This window comes from Mesorhizobium sp. LNHC232B00 (assembly GCF_000502435.1).
GTDB classification, from domain to species: Bacteria; Pseudomonadota; Alphaproteobacteria; order Rhizobiales; family Rhizobiaceae; genus Mesorhizobium; species Mesorhizobium opportunistum.
Genome location: NZ_AYWP01000003.1, coordinates 49,675 through 68,191, shown reverse-complemented (window position 1 = coordinate 68,191; position 18,517 = coordinate 49,675). Strand labels below are relative to the sequence as shown.

The window sequence follows — 18,517 nt, the reverse complement described above, 5'->3', positions numbered from 1 at the left end:
GCGGGCCCGGCTTTTCTGGTCTCTGAAAAAGAAAAAACGCTTAGTTGACTGCGTCCTTGAGGCCCTTGCCGGCCGAGAACTTCGGCACGGTGCGTGCCGGGATCTTCACTTCGGCGCCGGTCTGAGGGTTGCGGCCGGTCGAAGCCGCACGCTTTGACACGGTGAAATTGCCAAAGCCGACAAGCCGGACATCGCCGCCCTTCTTCAGTTCGCCGGTGATCACGGAAAATACCGCATCGACCGCCGACTGCGCGTCACCCTTCGAAATGCTCGCGGCGTCGGCGACAGCGGACACCAGTTCGTTCTTGTTCATAAAAATTCCCTTCCATGAGAACACCGGAACTAACGACTCATCCGGCAGGAAACGGACTTTAGAAAGAAGCGCTTCCGCAACCAAGTCGAAAAGGCAGGAAAAAACCGGAAAAAGCCCGGAATTCCGGGGTTTTTCACATGAAAAAGCCGGGCGCGAGGCCCGGCTCTTCTGTTTGTGCGCTGCAACTTTAGCAATTACTAATGTGCAAGGGACTTTCCGGCATCGTCGGTGGTGTCCGTCGTGGCCGGCGGATTGACCGGTTCGACCCATTCGATCGGCTCCGGCATACGCACCAGCGCGTGGCGCAACACCTCGCCGACCCGCGAGACCGGAATGATTTCCATGCCGTTCTTCACGTTGTCCGGTATCTCCGCCAGATCCTTGGCGTTGTCTTCCGGGATCAGCACCTTCTTGATGCCGCCGCGCAATGCGGCCAGCAGCTTCTCCTTGAGGCCGCCGATCGGCAAGATGCGGCCGCGAAGCGTTATCTCGCCAGTCATCGCCACATCGGCCCGGACCGGAATACCCGTCAGCACCGACACGATGGCAGTCGCCATCGCAGCACCCGCGGACGGGCCGTCCTTCGGCGTGGCGCCTTCCGGCAAGTGGACGTGGATGTCGCGCTTGTCGAACAGCGGCGGCTCGACGCCGAAATCGAGCGCGCGCGAGCGGACATAGGAGGCCGCCGCCGAGATCGATTCCTTCATCACGTCGCGCAGATTGCCGGTCACCGTCATGCGGCCCTTGCCGGGCATCATGACGCCTTCGACCGTCAGCAGCTCGCCGCCGACTTCCGTCCAGGCAAGCCCGGTAACGACGCCGACCTGATCGTCAGCCTCGACCTGGCCGAAGCGGAAGCGCTGGACACCAAGGTAATCGGCGAGGTTCGCCGCCGTGATGGTCACCGTCTTCTTCTTCGTCTTCAGGATCTCGGTCACCGCCTTACGCCCGAGCTTCATCAGCTCGCGCTCCAGGCTCCTGACGCCCGCTTCGCGGGTGTAGGTCTGGATGATGGCACGGATCGCGTCCTCGCCGACGGAGAACTCCTTCGGCTGCAGCGCGTGATCGCGCACCACCTTCGGCATCAGGTGCCGCTTGGCGATCTCGATCTTCTCGTCCTCGGTATAGCCGGCGATACGGATGATCTCCATGCGGTCCATCAAGGGCGCAGGGATGTTCAGCGTATTGGCCGTCGTCACGAACATCACACTCGACAGGTCGTACTCGACCTCGAGGTAATGGTCCATGAACGTCGAGTTCTGCTCGGGATCGAGCACCTCGAGCAGCGCCGACGACGGATCGCCACGGAAGTCCTGGCCCATCTTGTCGATCTCGTCGAGCAGGAAGAGCGGGTTGGACTTCTTCGCCTTCTTCATCGACTGGATGACCTTGCCGGGCATCGAGCCGATATAGGTGCGCCGGTGGCCACGGATCTCGGCTTCGTCACGCACGCCGCCCAGCGCCATGCGGATGAATTCGCGGCCGGTCGCCTTGGCGATCGACTTGCCGAGCGAGGTCTTGCCGACGCCGGGAGGGCCGACGAGGCACAGGATCGGCCCCTTCAGCTTCTTTTGGCGGCTTTGCACGGCAAGGTACTCGACGATGCGGTCCTTCACCTTGTCGAGGCCGAAGTGATCGGTATCAAGCACGTTCTGCGCGTAAGCCAAATCCTGCTTGACCTTGGAGTTCTTGCCCCACGGGATCGACAGCAGCCAATCGAGATAGTTGCGCACGACGGTGGATTCCGCCGACATCGGCGACATCGTCCGCAGCTTCTTCAATTCGGCTTCCGCCTTCTCGCGGGCCTCCTTGGAGAGCTTGGTCTTCTTGATGCGCGCCTCGATTTCGGCGGCCTCGTCGCGGCCGTCCTCGCCTTCGCCGAGCTCCTTCTGGATCGCCTTCATCTGCTCGTTAAGGTAGTATTCGCGCTGCGTCTTCTCCATCTGGCGCTTGACGCGCGAGCGGATGCGCTTCTCCACCTGCAGGACGGAGATTTCGGCTTCCATGAAGCCCATCGCCTTTTCCAGCCGCTCCTTGACCGAGAGCGTGGCCAGCATTTCCTGCTTCTCGGGGATCTTGATGGCGAGATGCGAGGCAACGGTGTCGGCGAGCTTGGAATAGTCGTCGATCTGGCTGGCAGCGCCCACCACTTCAGGCGAGATCTTCTTGTTCAGCTTGACGTAGTTCTCGAAGTCGGTGACGACCGAGCGCGCCAACGCCTCGACCTCGACCTCTTCCTCTTCCGGCTCGACCAGCGCCGTGGCGCGGGCCTCGTGGAAGTCGGGACGGTCGGTGAAGGAGACGATTTTCGCGCGCGAGGCGCCCTCGACCAGAACCTTGACGGTGCCGTCGGGCAGCTTCAGCAATTGCAGCACATTGGCGAGCGTGCCGATATCGAAGATGGCATCGGGCTCGGGATCGTCATCGGCGGCATTCATCTGGGTGGCAAGCAGGATCTGCTTTTCCTGCCCCATCACCTCTTCCAGCGCCTTGATCGATTTCTCACGCCCGACAAAGAGCGGAACGATCATGTGCGGGAACACCACGATGTCGCGCAGTGGCAGGACTGCGAAGACGCCGTCGCTGGGAGCCTTGGATATTTTGGCCATTGTCCAACCTTTCATGTCGCGGCCGCTAATTGAGCCAACCGCGAATCTTATATTAACGACCGGGGATCGTTCCGCCTACCACCGTTTGTGACGGGAGTTTTACAGCACAGAAATCGGGCACCTCGGCCTTCTCGTGTTAGGTGGATGCAAGCGGGGCAAAGATCAAGAGTTAACATCGTCCGCAATCCATTCCATTGCAACGGTCGTAGGCCCGTCATAGCAAAACGGCGCCGCAAGGGCGCCGTTCCACAAAAATATGGGCTGAAGTGCCATATCAGGCACTGACGTTGCCCTTCTTTTCCTTCTGCTCGGAGTAGATGTAGAGCGGCCGGGCGCTGCCGGTCACCACTTCCTCCGAAATCACCACTTCGCGCACGCCTTCGAGCGCGGGCAGTTCGAACATCGTATCGAGCAGGATCGCTTCCATGATCGAGCGCAGGCCGCGCGCACCGGTCTTGCGCTCGATGGCGCGCTTGGCGATCGCCGACAAGGCGTTCTCGTGGAAGGTCAGGTCGACATTCTCCATCTCGAACAGCCGCTGGTACTGCTTGACCAGCGCGTTCTTCGGCTCGGTCAGGATCTGGATCAGCGCCGGCTCGTCGAGGTCCTCCAGCGTCGCCAGGACCGGCAGACGGCCGACGAATTCCGGGATCAGGCCGAACTTCAACAGATCCTCCGGCTCGACCAGGCGGAAGACATCGCCGGTGCGCCGATCTTCCGGCGAAGCGACGACGGCGCCGAAGCCGATCGAGGTCTTGCGGCCGCGATCCGAGATGATCTTGTCCAGTCCGGCGAAGGCGCCGCCGCAGATGAACAGGATGTTGGCGGTGTCGACCTGCAGGAATTCCTGCTGCGGGTGCTTCCTGCCGCCCTGCGGCGGCACGGAGGCGACCGTGCCTTCCATGATCTTCAGAAGTGCCTGCTGCACGCCCTCGCCCGACACGTCGCGGGTGATCGAGGGATTGTCGGACTTGCGCGAAATCTTGTCGATCTCGTCGATGTAGACGATACCGCGCTGGGCGCGTTCGACATTGTAGTCGGCCGACTGCAGCAGCTTCAGGATGATGTTCTCGACGTCCTCGCCGACGTAGCCGGCTTCGGTCAGCGTCGTGGCGTCCGCCATGGTGAACGGCACGTCGATGATGCGGGCCAGCGTCTGCGCGAGCAGCGTCTTGCCGCAACCGGTCGGGCCGATCAGCAGGATGTTGGACTTCGCCAGTTCGACATCGTTGTTCTTGCCGGCATGCGCGAGGCGCTTGTAGTGGTTGTGGACTGCCACCGACAGCACGCGCTTGGCGTAGGGCTGGCCGATGACATAATCGTCGAGAACCTTGAGTATCTCCTGCGGTGTCGGCACGCCCTCGCGCGACTTCACCATCGAGGTCTTGTTCTCCTCGCGGATGATGTCCATGCAGAGCTCGACGCATTCATCGCAGATGAAGACCGTCGGGCCAGCAATCAGCTTGCGCACCTCGTGCTGGCTCTTGCCGCAAAACGAGCAATAGAGCGTGTTCTTGGAATCACCGCTGTTGTTGCCGACCTTGCTCATTTTCATGTCCTTTCATGGCCGCCCGCCGATGGTCTGGCTGAAAGGGCGCAACTTCAATCTATCGCGGGAATCCGCCGCCGCCAGTGTCCCGGCTCCCGCAACGTATTCCGTACGAAACACAAATCAGAAAACGTGGCAATGATTCGCAGCTCCCCACGCAAAGCTAAGCCGTCGAAAATCAACATAGCCTTAACGTAGGCAATCCTGACCGTCGAGGGAACAGCCAATTGTGGCCGAAATGACGCAAGACGCGCCAAAAGCGCGTAATGGTGCCATCCAACTGCCAACAAGCCCTTATGCCAGCGCTCCCTCGGCCGCCTCGCGCGACGAAATGACCTTGTCGATGAGGCCGAAGTCCCTGGCCTCGTCGGCGGTCATGAAATGGTCGCGGTCGAGCGTCTTCTCGATCTCTTCGTAGCTCTTGCCGGTGTGCTTGACGTAAACCTCGTTGAGGCGGCGCTTCAGCTTGATGATGTCCTGGGCATGACGCTCGATGTCGGACGCCTGGCCCTGGAAACCGCCGGAGGGCTGGTGAACCATGATGCGGGCGTTCGGCGTGGCGAAGCGCATGTCCTTGTGGCCGGCGGTCAGGAGCAGCGAGCCCATCGAGGCCGCCTGGCCGATGCAGAGCGTCGACACCGCCGGCTTGATGAACTGCATGGTGTCGTAGATCGCCATGCCCGAGGTGACGACACCGCCCGGCGAATTGATATAGAGGTTGATTTCCTTCTTCGGATTCTCGGCTTCGAGGAACAGGAGCTGCGCGCAGACCAGCGTCGCCATGCCGTCCTCGACCGGACCGGTGATGAAAATGATACGCTCCTTGAGGAGGCGCGAGAAAATGTCGTAGGCGCGCTCGCCGCGATTGGTCTGCTCGACCACCATCGGAACGAGGTTCATGTAGGTTTCGACGGGGTTCTTCATTCGTTGTCTCTTATCTCGCGGTGGGATTCCGGCTCCGGGGAAGGCTGGCAAGTGGGCTGGCAAGTCGGGCAGAATCGGTTCTGGATCGTTATTCTGTAAATAGGATGCCGGCTCATCCTTGTGCAAGGCCGACCCGTCCTAGCCATCTGGGTAAGTCGAATCAAGGTTTCCAGCCAAGGATTCGCAGCGGCCGACGCTTCTGCCGCTCTATAACGCACACCCCCGGGTCAGCCGGGTAGCAATTTCTTAACCGCGTCACTTAACGAAATGCGCCGAAACCGCTTTCCTCCGAAGCCGCTTCCCCTACAATCCAACGTTGAACTGTCATTGCCGTTCAGCAGGGGGAGTGCCATGCCTGGGAAAATCGCGTGCTTCACCATTGCCGGGCTGACCGTGCTCGGCACGATTTCGCCGACGGCGGCCGGTGGCCGCGCCGTCGAATGCTATGAGCCGGTCCATTCGCCTGCCGTCTACGACACGGTCTACGAGGACGTGATGGTCAGCCCGCCAGGCCAGCATGTAGACTACGACCCGCCCATCTACGGCACGCGCGAACGCGTGGTGATGACCGTTCCGGCCCAGGTGAGCTACGAGGTCGTGCCCGCCGTCACCCGCACCGTCTACCATACGGTCCAGGTCGATGATGGCGGATATTCCTGGGAATGGCGCGTCATCCATGGCCGCAGGGTGCTGTGCAAGGTCTGGCACAAGGCGCGCTACGAACGCGTCGCCGAGACCGTGGTGGTCCAGCCGGAGCGCACACGGCGCATCGTCATTGCGGCGCAGTATGACCGGATCGCCGAGGAGGTGCTGGTTCGGCCCGAGCAAAGGCGCGTCATCGATATTCCCGCCTCTTACCAGACCGTCGCAAGGCGCGTTCTGGTGCGCGAAGGGTCGTCAGGCTGGCGGCGCGTACATATTCCAAGGCATTGCCAGGACTAGCGACATAGACGACCCCACGACGGTTGTTGGATTTCAACCGGAAGTGTAGCCTGCGCGCAACGGAAACCTGTTTTGGGCCGAGCAATGCGCGACCTGGAAATTTCCAACCAGGAACTGTCGGATATTGCGGAAGAAGCCTTGGGGCTGGCCAAAAGCTATTGGGCGTCTCTCGAAGGGCGTCGGGCATATCCCTCGACCACCGGCGAGGACACGACCGAGCTGTTCTCGCGGCCCTGGCTGGAGAACGGTCGTGGTCGGGAAATCCTGCAGGATTTCAAGTCGATAGCGGAGCATGCGCGCCCCGGCACCGGCAGGTTCTTCGGTTACGTCCTTGGCTCGGGCGAACCGATCGGCGCGCTGGGGGAATTGCTGGCCGCCGTGCTCAATCAAAATGTGACGTCATGGCGGTCGGCGCCGGCGGCGACATCCATCGAACGCGCCGTCGTCGGATGGTTGGCCGAGGCCGTCGGCTGCGCCGGATTTACAGGCAGCCTGTGCGGCGGCGGCTCGATGGCTAACCTCATGGCGCTGGCGATGGCGCGGGAAGCGAAGCTGCCCGCCAACGAAACGGGCGTACAGCCATGCGTGGTCTATGCTTCCGAGCAAGTGCACATGTCGATACCAAAAGCCGTCGCATTGCTGGGCATCGGCAGAAAAAATCTGCGCCTGATCCCCGTCGACGACAAATTCAAGATGCGGACGGACGCCCTCCAGGCCGCTATCGCCGCCGACCGCGAGGCCGGAAACGTGCCTATCGCCATCGTGGCCACGGTCGGCACCATCGTGTCCGGCGCAATCGATCCCCTCCTTGAAATCGCGGACATTGCCCGCAGGGAGGCGCTGTGGATGCATGTCGATGGTGCCTATGGCGGGATGGCGGCTCTGGCAGTGCCGGAAAAGTTCCAGGGACTGTCCTTGGCGGATTCACTGTCGCTCGACGCGCACAAATGGCTGTATCAACCACTCGATTGCGGCTGCCTGCTCAATCGCCATCCAGACATCGCGCGCACGACTTTCTCGCACAGCGACGACTATGTCAGGATATTGAGCGAAGATCCCACCGAAGCATTTGCGTTCTTTGAGGAGTCGATCGAGCTGTCCCGACGCTTCCGCGCGCTGAAGCTCTGGATGTCGCTGCAGTTTCACGGACGCGGTGCCTATCGCGAAGCCATCAGGCGCGATCTCGACCATGCGCAGATATTGGCGCAAACAATCGCGCTGCATCCAGAGCTGGAACAGCTTGCGCCCGTGTCGCTGAGCGCGGTCTGTTTCCGTCACCGCTCGAAGGACAACGAAGCAATCCTCCGACGCGTGATCGAGCGCGGCCGGGTGTATTTATCGAATGCCACGATCAATGGTCAGTTCGTGCTGCGGGCTTGTTTCGTCAATCACCGGACGACTCCGGATGACGTACGGGCCATTGTATCGGAAGTCATTGCCGCCGCCGAAGAGCTCAATCGCTGAGCCGCCGAGACCTTCCGCAGTCGCCCCGGCTGGCTCAACTCATGGGCTATCGGGCGCCAACATACGGTCTGGAATGAGGCTGGCAAGCCGCGCTATGGGTCTGGCATGACCAAATCGACGCTCCCCTATCTGGCCTTTGATCCAGCCACCCGCCACCTGCGGCTCGACCCGCACGAGCCAGCTTTCTTCCTCAACCCCTACGAGGCCTATGCCCACCTGCACGGCCTATCGAATGCGTTTTTCTGGGAGGAGTTCGGTTTCTGGTGCTTTGGCGGCTTCGATGACGTCAACCGGCTGCTGCGCGACCGCCGCTTCGGCCGCCAGAGCCCGGCTGGCATTCCCGACAGCCGGGGCGTCGGCCAGGACAGAAGCCATCTCAAGGCTTTCGACGGCATCGAAGCGAACTCCATGCTGGAGCTGGAACCGCCGGTGCACACCCGGCTGCGAACACTGGTCAATCGCGCCTTCGTCTCGCGCCAGGTCGAACGGCTGCGGCCGCGTGTCGAAGCGCTCGCCAATGAGCTGATCGACCGTTTCGATCCGGCCGGCCCGGTCGACCTCTTGCCCGCCTTCGCAGCGCCTTTGCCGATCACCATCATCGCCGAAATGCTCGGCGTGCCTGTCGAGATGGGGCCGCAACTGCTCGACTGGTCACATCAAATGGTCGCCATGTACATCCATGGCCGCACCCGCGAGACCGAGGAAACGGCCAACCGCGCCGCGGGCGAATTTGCCGATTTCCTGCGCGGCTATATCACCGAACGGCGCAAGAACCCGGGTGACGACCTGCTGTCGCTGCTGATCTCGGCGCAGGAAGACGGCCAAAAACTGTCGGAGGACGAGATGGTGTCGTCGGCCATCCTGTTGCTCAACGCCGGCCATGAAGCGACCGTGCATCAGACCGGCAATGCGGTGCGCTCGATCCTGGCGCAACAGGGCGACCCGCGCCGCTTCTTCACCTCGCTGGAAGCTACCGCTGCAACGGTCGAGGAATGCCTGCGCTTCGATGCACCGTTGCACATGTTCACGCGCTACGCCTACCAGGAGATCGAAGTGGCGCCAGGCATCGTCGTGCAGCCGGGCCAGACAATCGGGCTCTTGCTCGGCATGGCCAATCACGACCCGCGCGCCTTTGCCGACCCGCAGGCTTTCCGGCCGGACCGGACAGACCAGAAGAACGTGTCCTTCGGCGCCGGCATCCATTTCTGCATCGGCGCGCCGCTCGCCCGGCTCGAATTGCAGGTGTCGCTGAAGACCTTGTTCGAGCGCCAGCCAAAGCTCCATCTTGCCGAAAGCCCGCGCTTCCGCGACACTTACCACTTCCATGGGCTGGAAACGCTCGCCGTCGGCTTTTGAACGATGGCGGGCCTGGGGCTGCGATATGAGACTGTTTTCCAAACTGGCGACGGCGTTCGCATCGGCATTGCTATGCGCATGCCTGGCGCACGCCCAGGCGCAGCAGCCGGAAAATATCCCGCAGGAAAACAGCGATGCCATCGCCAGGGCGATGGCGGCAGGCCTGCTGGAGCGCCAGACGGGCGCTGCCGTGCCCGCGGACAAGTTCTGGGCCTATGAAGTCGACTTCAACCTCGACGGTCTGTCCGAAATCTACGCCTACGTCGCGGATCCCGCCTGCGATGGCGCCAAATGCGGGCTTTTCCTGTTCGTGCTGGAAGGCGACGGCTATCGTGAGGTTCTCGGTGACATCCCCGGTGCGAGACTGACGCCTCCAGACAGGGTCGCGCTCGGTGCTTTCAAGCGCAACGGCTTCATCGACCTGCAACTCGACCATAAGCTGTTTGGCTGGACAGGCGACCACTACGCTGAAGTCTCGACCTTCCCCGCCACGTCGCTCGACGGCGCCGTCTTCATCGCCGCCTGCCAAAAAAGCAAATCCAGCGAACAGCCAGAAGAAGGTGAGGCCGAGCGGGTTGCCGGTGAATGCCAATGCCAGTTCAATCGGCTTCAGGCGATCGGTTTCACCCAGGCCGACCTTGACCAATATGCCGCCTCGCTGGGCGAGAATTTCGAGTATCCCAGCGGCGACAAGGAGAAAGCCTGGCAAGCCGTCAGCACGCAGGCAAGCGACACCGCAACCGGCTGCGACGTCGTCAGCGGCAAGAGCCAATGGCAGCCGGCCTACTTCAATCATGGCGACCAGCCCCAACAGAGGCTCGATTTTAACGACTTCGTCGCCGCTTGCCCGGCCCAGCATTTCATCCTGACCAACCGCAAGGTCGGCTCGCCGGACCGCGCACTCAGCCTTTGCGGCTGTCTGGCGCGGGAAATGCCGACCCAGGGTGTCGCCCAGGAAGGGCTGGATCTGTTGACGCAATATTATCGCGACGAGATTGCGGACGCCGATCTCGAAGCCCAGGACGCCAATTTGCTGACCGCCCACGACAAGGCCTCGGAAGCCTGCCTCGACCAGTTTCCGGCGAAGTGATCACAGCTTGATCACATACTCCTTGCGTGTCGTTTCAAGCACTTCCCAGCTCCCCTTGAAGCCCGGCCTCAGCACGAAACTGTCGCCTCCCCTGACCGTGCGCGCCTCGCCGCCCTCTTCCGCGATTATCGAGACCCCGGACAGGATGTGGCAGAATTCCCATTCGTCATAGACGATGCGCCACTTGCCCGGAGTGGATTCCCAGATGCCGGCGTAGAGGCCGCCATCCCGCTCCTCGACATTCCAGGTGCGGAATTTCGGGTCGCCCGAGATCAGCCGATCCGGCGCCGGTGCGCCGGAATCGGGTTCGACGCTGTTGGTCGATACTGTCAGGTAATGCGCGGACAAGACTTGCCTCCCACGGTGAGTAGTAGTCAGTAGTCAGTAGTCAGTGGTGAGTGGAAGCGCTCCCGTCGACGCTCGGGTGGCTAATCACTACTGACTACTGACTACTCTCTCAAAAATCAGACCTTGGCGAGCGCCTGTTCCAGGTCGGCGACGATGTCGGTGACATCCTCGATGCCGATGGAAAGCCGCACGGTGTCCGGACCGGCGCCGGCCTTGACCTTCTGCTCGTCGGAAAGCTGGCGGTGCGTGGTCGACGCCGGGTGGATGACCAGCGACTTGGTGTCGCCGACATTGGCCAGATGCGAGAACAGTTCGAGCGCCTCGACGAACTTGACGCCGGCCTCATAGCCGCCCTTGAGACCGAAGGTGAACACGGCGCCGGCGCCAAGCGGCGAATATTTCTTCTGCAGCGCATTGTTCTTGTCGCTGGGAAGACCGGGATAGTTCACCCAGGCGACCTTGGGATGGTTGGACAGCCAGCCGGCGACGGTTATCGCGTTGTCGCAATGGCGCTGCATGCGCAGCGGCAAGGTTTCGAGGCCGGTCAGGATGAGGAAGGCGTTGAACGGCGAGATCGCCGGGCCGAGATCGCGCAGGCCGAGCACGCGCGCGGCAATGGCGAAAGCGAAATTGCCGAAGGTCTCGTGCAGCACGAGGCCGCCATATTCGGGGCGCGGTTCCGACAGCATCGGATATTTGCCCGACTTCGACCAGTCGAAGGTGCCGCCATCGACGATGACGCCGCCGATCGAATTGCCATGGCCGCCGATGAACTTGGTCAGCGAATGGACGACGATGTCGGCGCCGTGCTCGATCGGCCGGATCAAGTAGGGCGAGGCCAGCGTGTTGTCGACGATCAGCGGCAGGCCGTGCTTGCGGGCGATTTCGCCGATCTTCTCGATGTCGACGAAGGTGCCGCCAGGATTGGCCAGGCTCTCGATGAAGATCGCCTTGGTCCTGTCGTCGATCTGGCTTTCGAAGGTCGAGACATCATTGGCTTCGGCCCAATGCACCTCCCAGCCAAAATTCTTGAAGGCATGGCCGAACTGGTTGATCGATCCGCCATAAAGCTTGTTGGCGGCGACGAAATTGTCGCCCGGCTGCATCAGATTGTGGAACACGATCACCTGCGCGGCGTGGCCGGATGCCACCGCAAGGGCAGCCGTGCCGCCTTCGAGTGCGGCGACGCGCTCTTCGAGCACAGCCTGCGTAGGGTTCATGATGCGGGTGTAGATGTTGCCGAAGGCCTTCAGGCCGAAGAGAGAGGCGGCATGGTCGGCGTCGTCGAAGACGAAGGACGTGGTCTGGTAGATCGGCGTGGCGCGCGCGCCGGTGGCCGGATCGGGCTTGGCGCCGGCATGGACGGCGAGCGTATTGAAACCGGGCGTACGGGTCACGGAAACCTCCCTAAAAAACCTGCTGAAAATCGCCGGGCATTCTTGGCGAAGCCCGGCACGGAATGCAAAGAAGAAAATACCCTTCGGCGTGGGACCTTCGACCAAGCCGCAGGAAAATGCAGCATTTTCCGGAATAATTTTGCGCCTTAGCCCATAGCCTATTTCTGGCGCACGCCAAAACTCTGGAAGCCCTGGCGCATCAGCGGCTTCTTCGACGACAGCACCCCGGAATTGACCCCGGTCCAGCCGATCTCGCCGGAGAGCTTGCCGTACTCGATCTTGGGGCAGCGGTTCATCACCACCTTGATGCCGGCGGCCTCGGCGCGCGCGGCTGCTTCGTCATGGCGCACGCCAAGCTGCATCCATATCACTTTCGGCAGCGGATCGAGCAGCAACGCCTGGTCGACGATGCCGGGTACCGCCGCCGGGGCGCGAAAGATGTCGACCATGTCGATCGGCTCCGGAATATCGGCCAGCCTGGCATAGGTCATGCGGCCAAGGATTTCCTTGCCGGCCTGGCCAGGATTGATCGGAAACACCGAAAACCCCTTGGCCAGCAGGTATTTGAGCACGAAATAGCTTGGCCTGACGTCATTGGCCGACGCGCCGACCATGGCGATGGTCTTCACCGAATTGAGGATGCCGCCGATGTAGGTGTTGTCGTAGCTATCGTGATTCATGCCTCGTCCTCATACAACGCCTCGGTGAGAAAACCATCCGGGTCATTGCTGAAATCGCGCAGCATGCGGAAATGGTCCGTGTCGCGAAAGTCGGCGGGATCGAGCCCGAACCGGCTGATGCGGAACAGCCGCGCGCCGGGACAGGCCATCAGCAGCGGCGAGTGCGTCGCCATGATCACCTGCGCGGTGCCCGACTGGTCCATGCGCCGCAGCATCTTGAGCAGTTCGATCTGGCGCGACGGGGAGAGCGCGCTTTCAGGCTCGTCGAGGATATAGATGCCTTGCCTGCGGCAGCGTTCCTCGAAAAAGCGGATGAACCCCTCGCCATGCGACCATGACAGGAAATCCGGCGGCGGCGGCTTGAATGGATCTTCCAGCGCTGCCTGGTCGAGGTAGCGGGCGACGGAGTAGAAGGATTCGGCGCGGAAGAACCAGCCGGCGGTGACCTTCGGCAGCCAATGGCCACGGAACGTGTTCGCCAGCGCGGCGCCACTCTTGTCGATGGCGCCGGAATGGTCGACCGGCCTGTAGCCCTTGCCACCGCCGGCCTCGTCGTAACCGGCCAGCGCGCCGATCGCCTCGAGCAAGGTGGATTTACCGGTGCCGTTCTCGCCGACGATGATGGTGATCGGCGTGGTGAATTCGAGCTCGAAGGCGCGGCCGCGAAACAGCGGCAGGTTCCACGGGTATTTTTCCCAATCGTTCACGCGCTCGGGATCGAGCAGGACGCGTTTGAGATAGGGGGCCTTGAGCCGCGTCAGCTGCTTGCGGTGGGCCATCAATTGGTCAGCATCGCTGGGGCTGCATCATTCGGGCAGCGAAATCGTGCCGTCTTCCGCGATCGGAAAGGCCGGATTGTGCGCCACTTCCCAGACATGGCCGTCAGCGTCGGCAAAATAGCCGTACCAGCCGCCCCAGAAAGCACGTCCGGCCGGCTTGACGATGCGGCCGCCGGCTTTTTCCGCCATGGCGAGCACTTCGTCGACCTCGGCATCAGAGCGGGTGTTGTAGGCGAGATAGACGGCGGACGGCGCCCCGGTGAAGGCGACGCCGGAATCCTGCTCTGCGCTTTCGCGCGGGAACAGGCCGAGAATGACACCCCCCATCTGGAAGAAGGCGACGCCTTCGGTGATGCCGGCATGCCGTTTCAGGCCCATCGCCTCGTAGAAACGCACCGCGCGATCGAGATCGTCTGTGGCGATGGTGATGATGGAGATGCGCGGTTCCATGAATGCGTCTCCCTTACTCGTCCGTCCATTCCGGATTGCGCTTGCCGATGAAGGCACCGATGCCCTCCTGCGCGTCGCGCGCCAGCATGTTCTCGACCATCACGCGGCCGGTATAGGCATAGGCGTCCGCCAGTCCCATCTCGGCCTGTGCGTAAAAGGCTTCCTTACCCGTCTTCACCACCAAAGATGATTTGGAAGCAATGATTTGTGCGTATTTGGTGACAATCTGATTCAGGTACTCGCGCGGCACGACGCGGTTGACCAGGCCGAAGTCCTTGGCGGTGGCCGCATCGATCGTCTCACCGGTCAAGAGCATCTCCATCGCCTGCTTGCGCGAGACATTGCGCGACAGCGCCACCATCGGCGTCGAGCAGAACAGGCCGATATTGACGCCCGGCGTGCAGAAGGTCGCTTCGTGCGAGGCGATCGCCAGGTCGCAACTGGCGACCAGTTGCAGCCCGGCGGCCGTCGCCAGGCCGTCGACCTCGGCGATGACAGGCAGTGGATGCCGCATGATCGTCTGCATCAACGTAGCGCAAGCGGCAAACGTCTCTTCGAAGAAGGCCTTGCCGCGATCGGCGTCGGCACGCCGCGCGGTCATCTCCTTGAGGTCATGGCCGGCGCAGAACACCTTGCCTGCCGCCGATAGAACGATGACGCGCACGGCCTTGTCGGCCTTGGCGCGTTCGAGTTCCGCCGTCAGCGCCGCCATCACCGCCAGCGACAGGGCGTTGGCGGGCGGGTTGGCCAGCATGAGGCGTAGCACGCCCTTGTCCAGCCGGGTCGCGACCGGCCCCTCGACAGCGGCAGGCTTGATGGCAAGGATTTCGGCCATGGTTGAGGTCTCCGCGATTCCGCTCGGGCTGCCTGAGTATCAGGTACCGGACTATCTAATATCGGATCGGGTTTCGTCCAACACCGATTGCTTGCGCCAGAGGGACGGAGGTGTTGCAAGAAACGGGCGGCTGCGCTCATACAGGGTCCGGCGCAAAACGAGAGACCGATATGCCCGCCCAGACCAACCTCAAGCCGGTGCTGAACGCAGCACAAGTCAATACGCTGATGGAAACCGAGTTTCCGCAGCTTAACGAAAGAGTCGCGGCCTATGAGGCGATCGATGTTTTCCCGGGCGGCTGCATCGTGCGGCTCAATGCCGGCGAACGGCATCTTCGTCCAGGCGGCACGGTGTCCGGCCCTGCCCTGTTCACGCTGGCCGACATAGGCGGCTATGTCTGCGTGCTCAGCCATGCCGGGCCGGATGCACTCTCGGTCACCACCAACCTCAACATCAACTTCGTCCGCAAGGCCGGGACAGGACCGATCGATGGCCACTGTCGAATCCTGAAGCTGGGAAAGAGCCTGATGGCGTTCGACATCGACATCGTCGCCGGGCCGGAAGGACACACGATCGCGCACGCGACGGGGACCTATTCGATCCCGCCGAAGCGATCCTGACGATTGAATTCCATTCAATGTGTATATATATGCGCATAGTGATTTTTGCTCGAGCGAGACAGTCGTAAAATCGTGAAGCGCCTCAAGGAGGAAGGGTTCGAGCTCATTTCTATACGCGGCTCGCACAACAAATTTCGGAAAGGCGAGATCGTGTTGATTGTTCCGCACCCTGAGAAGGATCTGCCGACAGGTACAGCTCGCGCCATAGCCAAGCAGGCTGGTTGGATCAGGTAAGGGGATCGCAATGAAGAACTATTTCGCACTGGTCGACAAAGATCCGGACAGTGCCTTCGGCATACGCTTCCCTGACATTCCCGGCTGTTTTTCCGCCGCGGATGCAGCGGAAGACATCGTACCCAACGCCGTCGAAGCCTTGCAGTTATGGGCGGAGGACATGCCTGTTCCAGAACCGTCCAGCCACGAAGCGATTGTCGCCCTTCCCAATATCCGCAATGCGCTTGCCGAAGGCGGTTATCTGGTCTCGGTCCCCCTCATCGACAATGATAGCGCAGTCGTCAGGGCGAACGTGACTTTCGAGCGCGGCGTTTTGCGGGCGATCGACGCCGCGGCACGCGAGCGTGGCATTACGCGATCGGCGTTCCTTTCAAGCGCCGCTCGCAGGGAAATCGAAGCAAAGCATTGAGATCGTCCGGGGAATCGATCGCAAATTGATGTGGTAAAATAGTACCTTTTGCGCAAGTGACTGTTTTTGTTTAATTTTTCTTGATATTCGCCTTTTTGATCGCCTTGACGCGCTCCCCACCCTCGCCTATAAGCCGTCACGAAGCAGCGGCCCGCAAAGGCCGCCGTTTTGATATTGGCGGCGGGCAGGTGCTCATCGCCAATCCAAGCAACAAGAAACGCCTTCTCTATTTTTGGGGAAGGTCCAAACCGAGAGCAGAAAACATGACAACCTTTTCGCAGAAGCCTGCGGATGTGGTGAAGAAGTGGATCCTGATCGACGCCGAGGGTCTCGTCGTCGGCCGTCTCGCCACTGTCATCGCCAATCATCTTCGCGGCAAGCACAAGCCGACCTTCACCCCGCATGTCGACGACGGCGACAACGTCATCGTCATCAATGCCGACAAGGTGGTGTTCACCGGCAAGAAGTTCACCGACAAGGTTTATTACTGGCACACCGGCCACCCCGGCGGTATCAAGGAGCGCACCGCGCGCCAGCTGCTCGAGGGCCGTTTCCCCGAGCGTGTCGTCGAGAAGGCCGTCGAGCGCATGGTGCCGCGTGGCCCGCTTGGCCGTCGCCAGATGAAGAACCTGCGCGTCTATGCAGGTACCGAGCATCCGCATGTCGCCCAGCAGCCAGAAGTCCTCGACGTGGCCAAGCTGAATTCCAAGAACAAGAAGGTCGCATAAGATGGCTGAGCTTTCCTCGCTCGCAGAACTGGGCGCCGCCACCGGCAACACCAATACGCAGGCTGCGGCACCCGTCCACGTCCAGAAGCTCGACAAGTCGGGCCGCGCCTATGCCACCGGCAAGCGCAAGAACGCCATCGCGCGCGTCTGGGTGAAGCCGGGTTCCGGCAAGATCGTCATCAACGACAAGGAATTCGCGACCTATTTCGCGCGTCCGGTCCTGCAGATGATCCTCAACCAGCCGATCATCGCTTCGAACCGTGCGGGCCAGTACGACATCGTCGCCACTGTCGTCGGCGGCGGCCTCTCCGGCCAGGCCGGTGCTGTGCGTCACGGCATCTCCAAGGCGCTGACCTACTATGAGCCTGCGCTGCGCGCCGTGCTCAAGAAGGGCGGCTTCCTGACCCGCGACAGCCGCGTCGTCGAGCGCAAGAAGTACGGCAAGGCGAAGGCCCGCCGCTCCTTCCAGTTCTCGAAGCGCTAAGCGCTCCGCAGTTTGGACAATCGAAAAGGCCGCCTCCGGGCGGCCCTTTTGTTTGCGGCTCGGCAGTCACCCCACCCGCGTCTGCGGCGCGACCTCCCCATCAAGGGGAGGTAGAAGAGCGCGTGTCGGGATTCGTGACCGTCCAAAAACCTGGCGCCCTACCTCCCCTTGATGGGGAGGTCGGCGCGTAGCGCCGGGTGGGGTGATGGCGCCAGCGTCGGATTTCCTGGTTTTTCCTAGTTGATGCTGGCAGTGCTGGAGGCTTCAACCGGCCGTACCTCATCGGCATAAGGCACGCGGTAGCCGTTCGCCGCCAGCCAGCCGATTGCCGCCTTCGGTTCGTCGGTCTGGATGATGGTGGCGCCGCGGTCGGCCCAAAAACCCCAGGCTTCGCGCGGCAGGCTGGCCTGCACCGCCAGCTCGTCGCCACGGCCGCCGGCCAGGAAGCCGCCCGGCTTGCCAACGATGGCATAGGTGTCCGCCCAGATGTGCCAGTTGCCGCGCACCGCCGCCGCCCGCATGCGCGTGCTGAACAGCGGCCCGCCGGTCTCGGTCAGGGTCTGCGCGCCTGCCCGCCAGTTGATCAGCTCGATCGCGCGCGGCGCAAAAGCCTGGTCGACCGTCTCGGCGAAACCGGCATCATGCACCGCGTCATCGGCGATGATCGGCATGAACTGGACGCCGCCGATCGCAGCCATGGCGGCCTTTACCGCGGTGATCCTGCCCTGGTTCCACAGGTTCTCCTTGACGATGACCTGATCCGCCATGCCGAGATCGCGGGCCACCGCGATCATGCCCGGCAGGTCGCCGATCTCGAGCTTGTTGTCGAGGTTGATGAGGATCCTGTCCCTGGTCGCTATCAGCATTTCGCGCAGCGTCGAGACCGTCTCGCTGGTGACGGCGCGGGTACCCTCGATCACCAGCCGGCAGCTCTTCAGTTCAGCCAGCGTGTAGTTGACCACCTCGCCCTTGCAGGTCGTGGTGCGGTCGAGCCAGCTGTCGTGCATGACGATGAACTCGCCGTCCTTCGAACGCCTGATGTCGACCTCGACGATCTCGGCGCCCATGGCGATCGAGCCTTCGACAGCCGCGAGCGAATTTTCCGCATAGAGCGTCTTGCCGGCCTGCATGCTGCCGGCGCGATGCGCGGCCACAATGACGTGGTCGCGCCACTGATTGGCGTGTTCGAAGCGGTCGAGGATCTGCCTGGCGCGGGTCTCGCCGGCCAAGGCCTGGCCGCAGGCGGCCGCGAGTGCCGTGGAAAACAGAACGCTCAGCCAGATGGTCCGCATCGAGAATCGCTCCT

General features: G+C 62.0%; 20 protein-coding genes. 9 read left to right on the top strand and 11 right to left on the bottom strand.

Annotation, left to right across the window (positions count from 1 at the left end):
- Positions 1 to 40: 40 nt before the first annotated feature.
- From X743_RS163980 to clpP, 4 genes are all read right to left on the bottom strand, one after another.
- Positions 41 to 313, bottom strand: coding sequence for an HU family DNA-binding protein (locus tag X743_RS163980; protein WP_006201846.1), 273 nt, complete (start codon positions 311 to 313; stop codon positions 41 to 43).
- Between the two features lie 197 nt (positions 314 to 510).
- Positions 511 to 2,922 (bottom strand): endopeptidase La, encoded by a 2,412-nt coding sequence (lon, locus tag X743_RS163985; protein ID WP_023764119.1) that lies wholly within the window; start codon positions 2,920 to 2,922, stop codon positions 511 to 513.
- A 274-nt stretch (positions 2,923 to 3,196) separates the two neighbouring features.
- Positions 3,197 to 4,471 carry an ATP-dependent Clp protease ATP-binding subunit ClpX gene (gene clpX, locus X743_RS163990; protein ID WP_013532190.1) on the bottom strand — a complete coding sequence of 425 codons (1,275 nt, stop codon included), beginning with the start codon at positions 4,469 to 4,471 and terminating at the stop codon, positions 3,197 to 3,199.
- A 294-nt stretch (positions 4,472 to 4,765) separates the two neighbouring features.
- Positions 4,766 to 5,395: an ATP-dependent Clp endopeptidase proteolytic subunit ClpP gene (gene clpP / locus X743_RS163995; protein ID WP_013895939.1), complete on the bottom strand. Its 630-nt coding sequence runs from the start codon at positions 5,393 to 5,395 to the stop codon at positions 4,766 to 4,768.
- Positions 5,396 to 5,746: 351 nt separating this feature from the next.
- Between clpP and X743_RS164000 the strand changes: the two genes are divergently transcribed.
- From X743_RS164000 to X743_RS164015, 4 genes are all read left to right on the top strand, one after another.
- Positions 5,747 to 6,337, top strand: coding sequence for a hypothetical protein (locus tag X743_RS164000; protein ID WP_023764118.1), 591 nt, complete (start codon positions 5,747 to 5,749; stop codon positions 6,335 to 6,337).
- Between the two features lie 84 nt (positions 6,338 to 6,421).
- A complete protein-coding gene (locus X743_RS164005) occupies positions 6,422 to 7,801 on the top strand; it encodes a pyridoxal-dependent decarboxylase (protein ID WP_023764117.1) in 1,380 nt (459 codons plus the stop codon).
- Between the two features lie 105 nt (positions 7,802 to 7,906).
- Positions 7,907 to 9,157, top strand: a complete 1,251-nt coding sequence (locus X743_RS164010; RefSeq protein ID WP_023764116.1) for a cytochrome P450 — start codon at positions 7,907 to 7,909, stop codon at positions 9,155 to 9,157.
- Positions 9,158 to 9,182: 25 nt separating this feature from the next.
- Positions 9,183 to 10,247, top strand: coding sequence for a hypothetical protein (locus tag X743_RS164015; protein ID WP_023764115.1), 1,065 nt, complete (start codon positions 9,183 to 9,185; stop codon positions 10,245 to 10,247).
- On the opposite strand, the gene X743_RS164020 is transcribed toward X743_RS164015, so the two are convergent.
- The 6 genes from X743_RS164020 to X743_RS164045 form a co-directional block, all read right to left on the bottom strand.
- Positions 10,248 to 10,595, bottom strand: a complete 348-nt coding sequence (locus X743_RS164020; protein ID WP_023764114.1) for a cupin domain-containing protein — start codon at positions 10,593 to 10,595, stop codon at positions 10,248 to 10,250. It abuts the gene before it with no gap.
- A 116-nt stretch (positions 10,596 to 10,711) separates the two neighbouring features.
- A complete protein-coding gene (locus tag X743_RS164025) occupies positions 10,712 to 11,992 on the bottom strand; it encodes an O-acetylhomoserine aminocarboxypropyltransferase (RefSeq protein ID WP_023764113.1) in 1,281 nt (426 codons plus the stop codon).
- A 158-nt stretch (positions 11,993 to 12,150) separates the two neighbouring features.
- Positions 12,151 to 12,672, bottom strand: a complete 522-nt coding sequence (locus X743_RS164030) for a CoA-binding protein (protein WP_023764112.1) — start codon at positions 12,670 to 12,672, stop codon at positions 12,151 to 12,153.
- Entirely contained in the window at positions 12,669 to 13,451 is a 783-nt protein-coding gene (locus X743_RS164035) for an AAA family ATPase (protein ID WP_023764111.1), read from the bottom strand. The genes X743_RS164030 and X743_RS164035 overlap by 4 nt, the downstream gene beginning before the upstream one ends.
- A gap of 27 nt (positions 13,452 to 13,478) precedes the next feature.
- On the bottom strand, positions 13,479 to 13,901 hold the full coding sequence (locus X743_RS164040; RefSeq protein ID WP_023764110.1) for a VOC family protein: 423 nt from the start codon (positions 13,899 to 13,901) through the stop codon (positions 13,479 to 13,481).
- A 13-nt stretch (positions 13,902 to 13,914) separates the two neighbouring features.
- Entirely contained in the window at positions 13,915 to 14,736 is an 822-nt protein-coding gene (locus X743_RS164045; protein ID WP_023764109.1) for an enoyl-CoA hydratase, read from the bottom strand.
- A gap of 170 nt (positions 14,737 to 14,906) precedes the next feature.
- Between X743_RS164045 and X743_RS164050 the strand changes: the two genes are divergently transcribed.
- From X743_RS164050 to rpsI, 5 genes are all read left to right on the top strand, one after another.
- Positions 14,907 to 15,356 carry a PaaI family thioesterase gene (locus tag X743_RS164050; RefSeq protein WP_023764108.1) on the top strand — a complete coding sequence of 150 codons (450 nt, stop codon included), beginning with the start codon at positions 14,907 to 14,909 and terminating at the stop codon, positions 15,354 to 15,356.
- A gap of 45 nt (positions 15,357 to 15,401) precedes the next feature.
- The gene (locus tag X743_RS164055) at positions 15,402 to 15,590 is read left to right on the top strand and encodes a type II toxin-antitoxin system HicA family toxin (protein ID WP_023764107.1); all 189 of its coding nucleotides are present in this window, start codon (positions 15,402 to 15,404) and stop codon (positions 15,588 to 15,590) included.
- 10 nt (positions 15,591 to 15,600) lie between these two features.
- Complete coding sequence (locus X743_RS164060) at positions 15,601 to 15,999, top strand: type II toxin-antitoxin system HicB family antitoxin (protein ID WP_023764106.1); 399 nt, start codon at positions 15,601 to 15,603, stop codon at positions 15,997 to 15,999.
- 263 nt (positions 16,000 to 16,262) lie between these two features.
- Entirely contained in the window at positions 16,263 to 16,727 is a 465-nt protein-coding gene (rplM, locus tag X743_RS164065) for a 50S ribosomal protein L13 (RefSeq protein ID WP_023764105.1), read from the top strand.
- Position 16,728: 1 nt separating this feature from the next.
- Positions 16,729 to 17,211, top strand: coding sequence for a 30S ribosomal protein S9 (rpsI, locus tag X743_RS164070; RefSeq protein ID WP_023764104.1), 483 nt, complete (start codon positions 16,729 to 16,731; stop codon positions 17,209 to 17,211).
- 236 nt (positions 17,212 to 17,447) lie between these two features.
- Here the strand turns inward: rpsI and X743_RS164075 are convergent, their stop codons facing one another.
- Positions 17,448 to 18,503, bottom strand: coding sequence for a glycerophosphodiester phosphodiesterase family protein (locus X743_RS164075; protein ID WP_023764103.1), 1,056 nt, complete (start codon positions 18,501 to 18,503; stop codon positions 17,448 to 17,450).
- Positions 18,504 to 18,517 lie beyond the last annotated feature (14 nt).

What these genes read in the sequence shown, in the direction of transcription:
- clpP (WP_013895939.1), bottom strand. Translation starts at nt 5,395, where the DNA reads ATGAAGAACCCCGTCGAAACCTACATGAACCTCGTTCCGATGGTGGTC.
- X743_RS164075 (WP_023764103.1), bottom strand. Translation starts at nt 18,503, where the DNA reads ATGCGGACCATCTGGCTGAGCGTTCTGTTTTCCACGGCACTCGCGGCC.
- X743_RS164030 (WP_023764112.1), bottom strand. Translation starts at nt 12,672, where the DNA reads ATGAATCACGATAGCTACGACAACACCTACATCGGCGGCATCCTCAAT.
- X743_RS164045 (WP_023764109.1), bottom strand. Translation starts at nt 14,736, where the DNA reads ATGGCCGAAATCCTTGCCATCAAGCCTGCCGCTGTCGAGGGGCCGGTC.
- X743_RS164010 (WP_023764116.1), top strand. Translation starts at nt 7,907, where the DNA reads ATGACCAAATCGACGCTCCCCTATCTGGCCTTTGATCCAGCCACCCGC.
- X743_RS164040 (WP_023764110.1), bottom strand. Translation starts at nt 13,901, where the DNA reads ATGGAACCGCGCATCTCCATCATCACCATCGCCACAGACGATCTCGAT.
- X743_RS164005 (WP_023764117.1), top strand. Translation starts at nt 6,422, where the DNA reads ATGCGCGACCTGGAAATTTCCAACCAGGAACTGTCGGATATTGCGGAA.
- X743_RS164000 (WP_023764118.1), top strand. Translation starts at nt 5,747, where the DNA reads ATGCCTGGGAAAATCGCGTGCTTCACCATTGCCGGGCTGACCGTGCTC.
- X743_RS164035 (WP_023764111.1), bottom strand. Translation starts at nt 13,451, where the DNA reads ATGGCCCACCGCAAGCAGCTGACGCGGCTCAAGGCCCCCTATCTCAAA.
- lon (WP_023764119.1), bottom strand. Translation starts at nt 2,922, where the DNA reads ATGGCCAAAATATCCAAGGCTCCCAGCGACGGCGTCTTCGCAGTCCTG.
- X743_RS164060 (WP_023764106.1), top strand. Translation starts at nt 15,601, where the DNA reads ATGAAGAACTATTTCGCACTGGTCGACAAAGATCCGGACAGTGCCTTC.
- X743_RS164050 (WP_023764108.1), top strand. Translation starts at nt 14,907, where the DNA reads ATGCCCGCCCAGACCAACCTCAAGCCGGTGCTGAACGCAGCACAAGTC.
- clpX (WP_013532190.1), bottom strand. Translation starts at nt 4,471, where the DNA reads ATGAGCAAGGTCGGCAACAACAGCGGTGATTCCAAGAACACGCTCTAT.
- X743_RS163980 (WP_006201846.1), bottom strand. Translation starts at nt 313, where the DNA reads ATGAACAAGAACGAACTGGTGTCCGCTGTCGCCGACGCCGCGAGCATT.
- X743_RS164015 (WP_023764115.1), top strand. Translation starts at nt 9,183, where the DNA reads ATGAGACTGTTTTCCAAACTGGCGACGGCGTTCGCATCGGCATTGCTA.
- rpsI (WP_023764104.1), top strand. Translation starts at nt 16,729, where the DNA reads ATGGCTGAGCTTTCCTCGCTCGCAGAACTGGGCGCCGCCACCGGCAAC.
- rplM (WP_023764105.1), top strand. Translation starts at nt 16,263, where the DNA reads ATGACAACCTTTTCGCAGAAGCCTGCGGATGTGGTGAAGAAGTGGATC.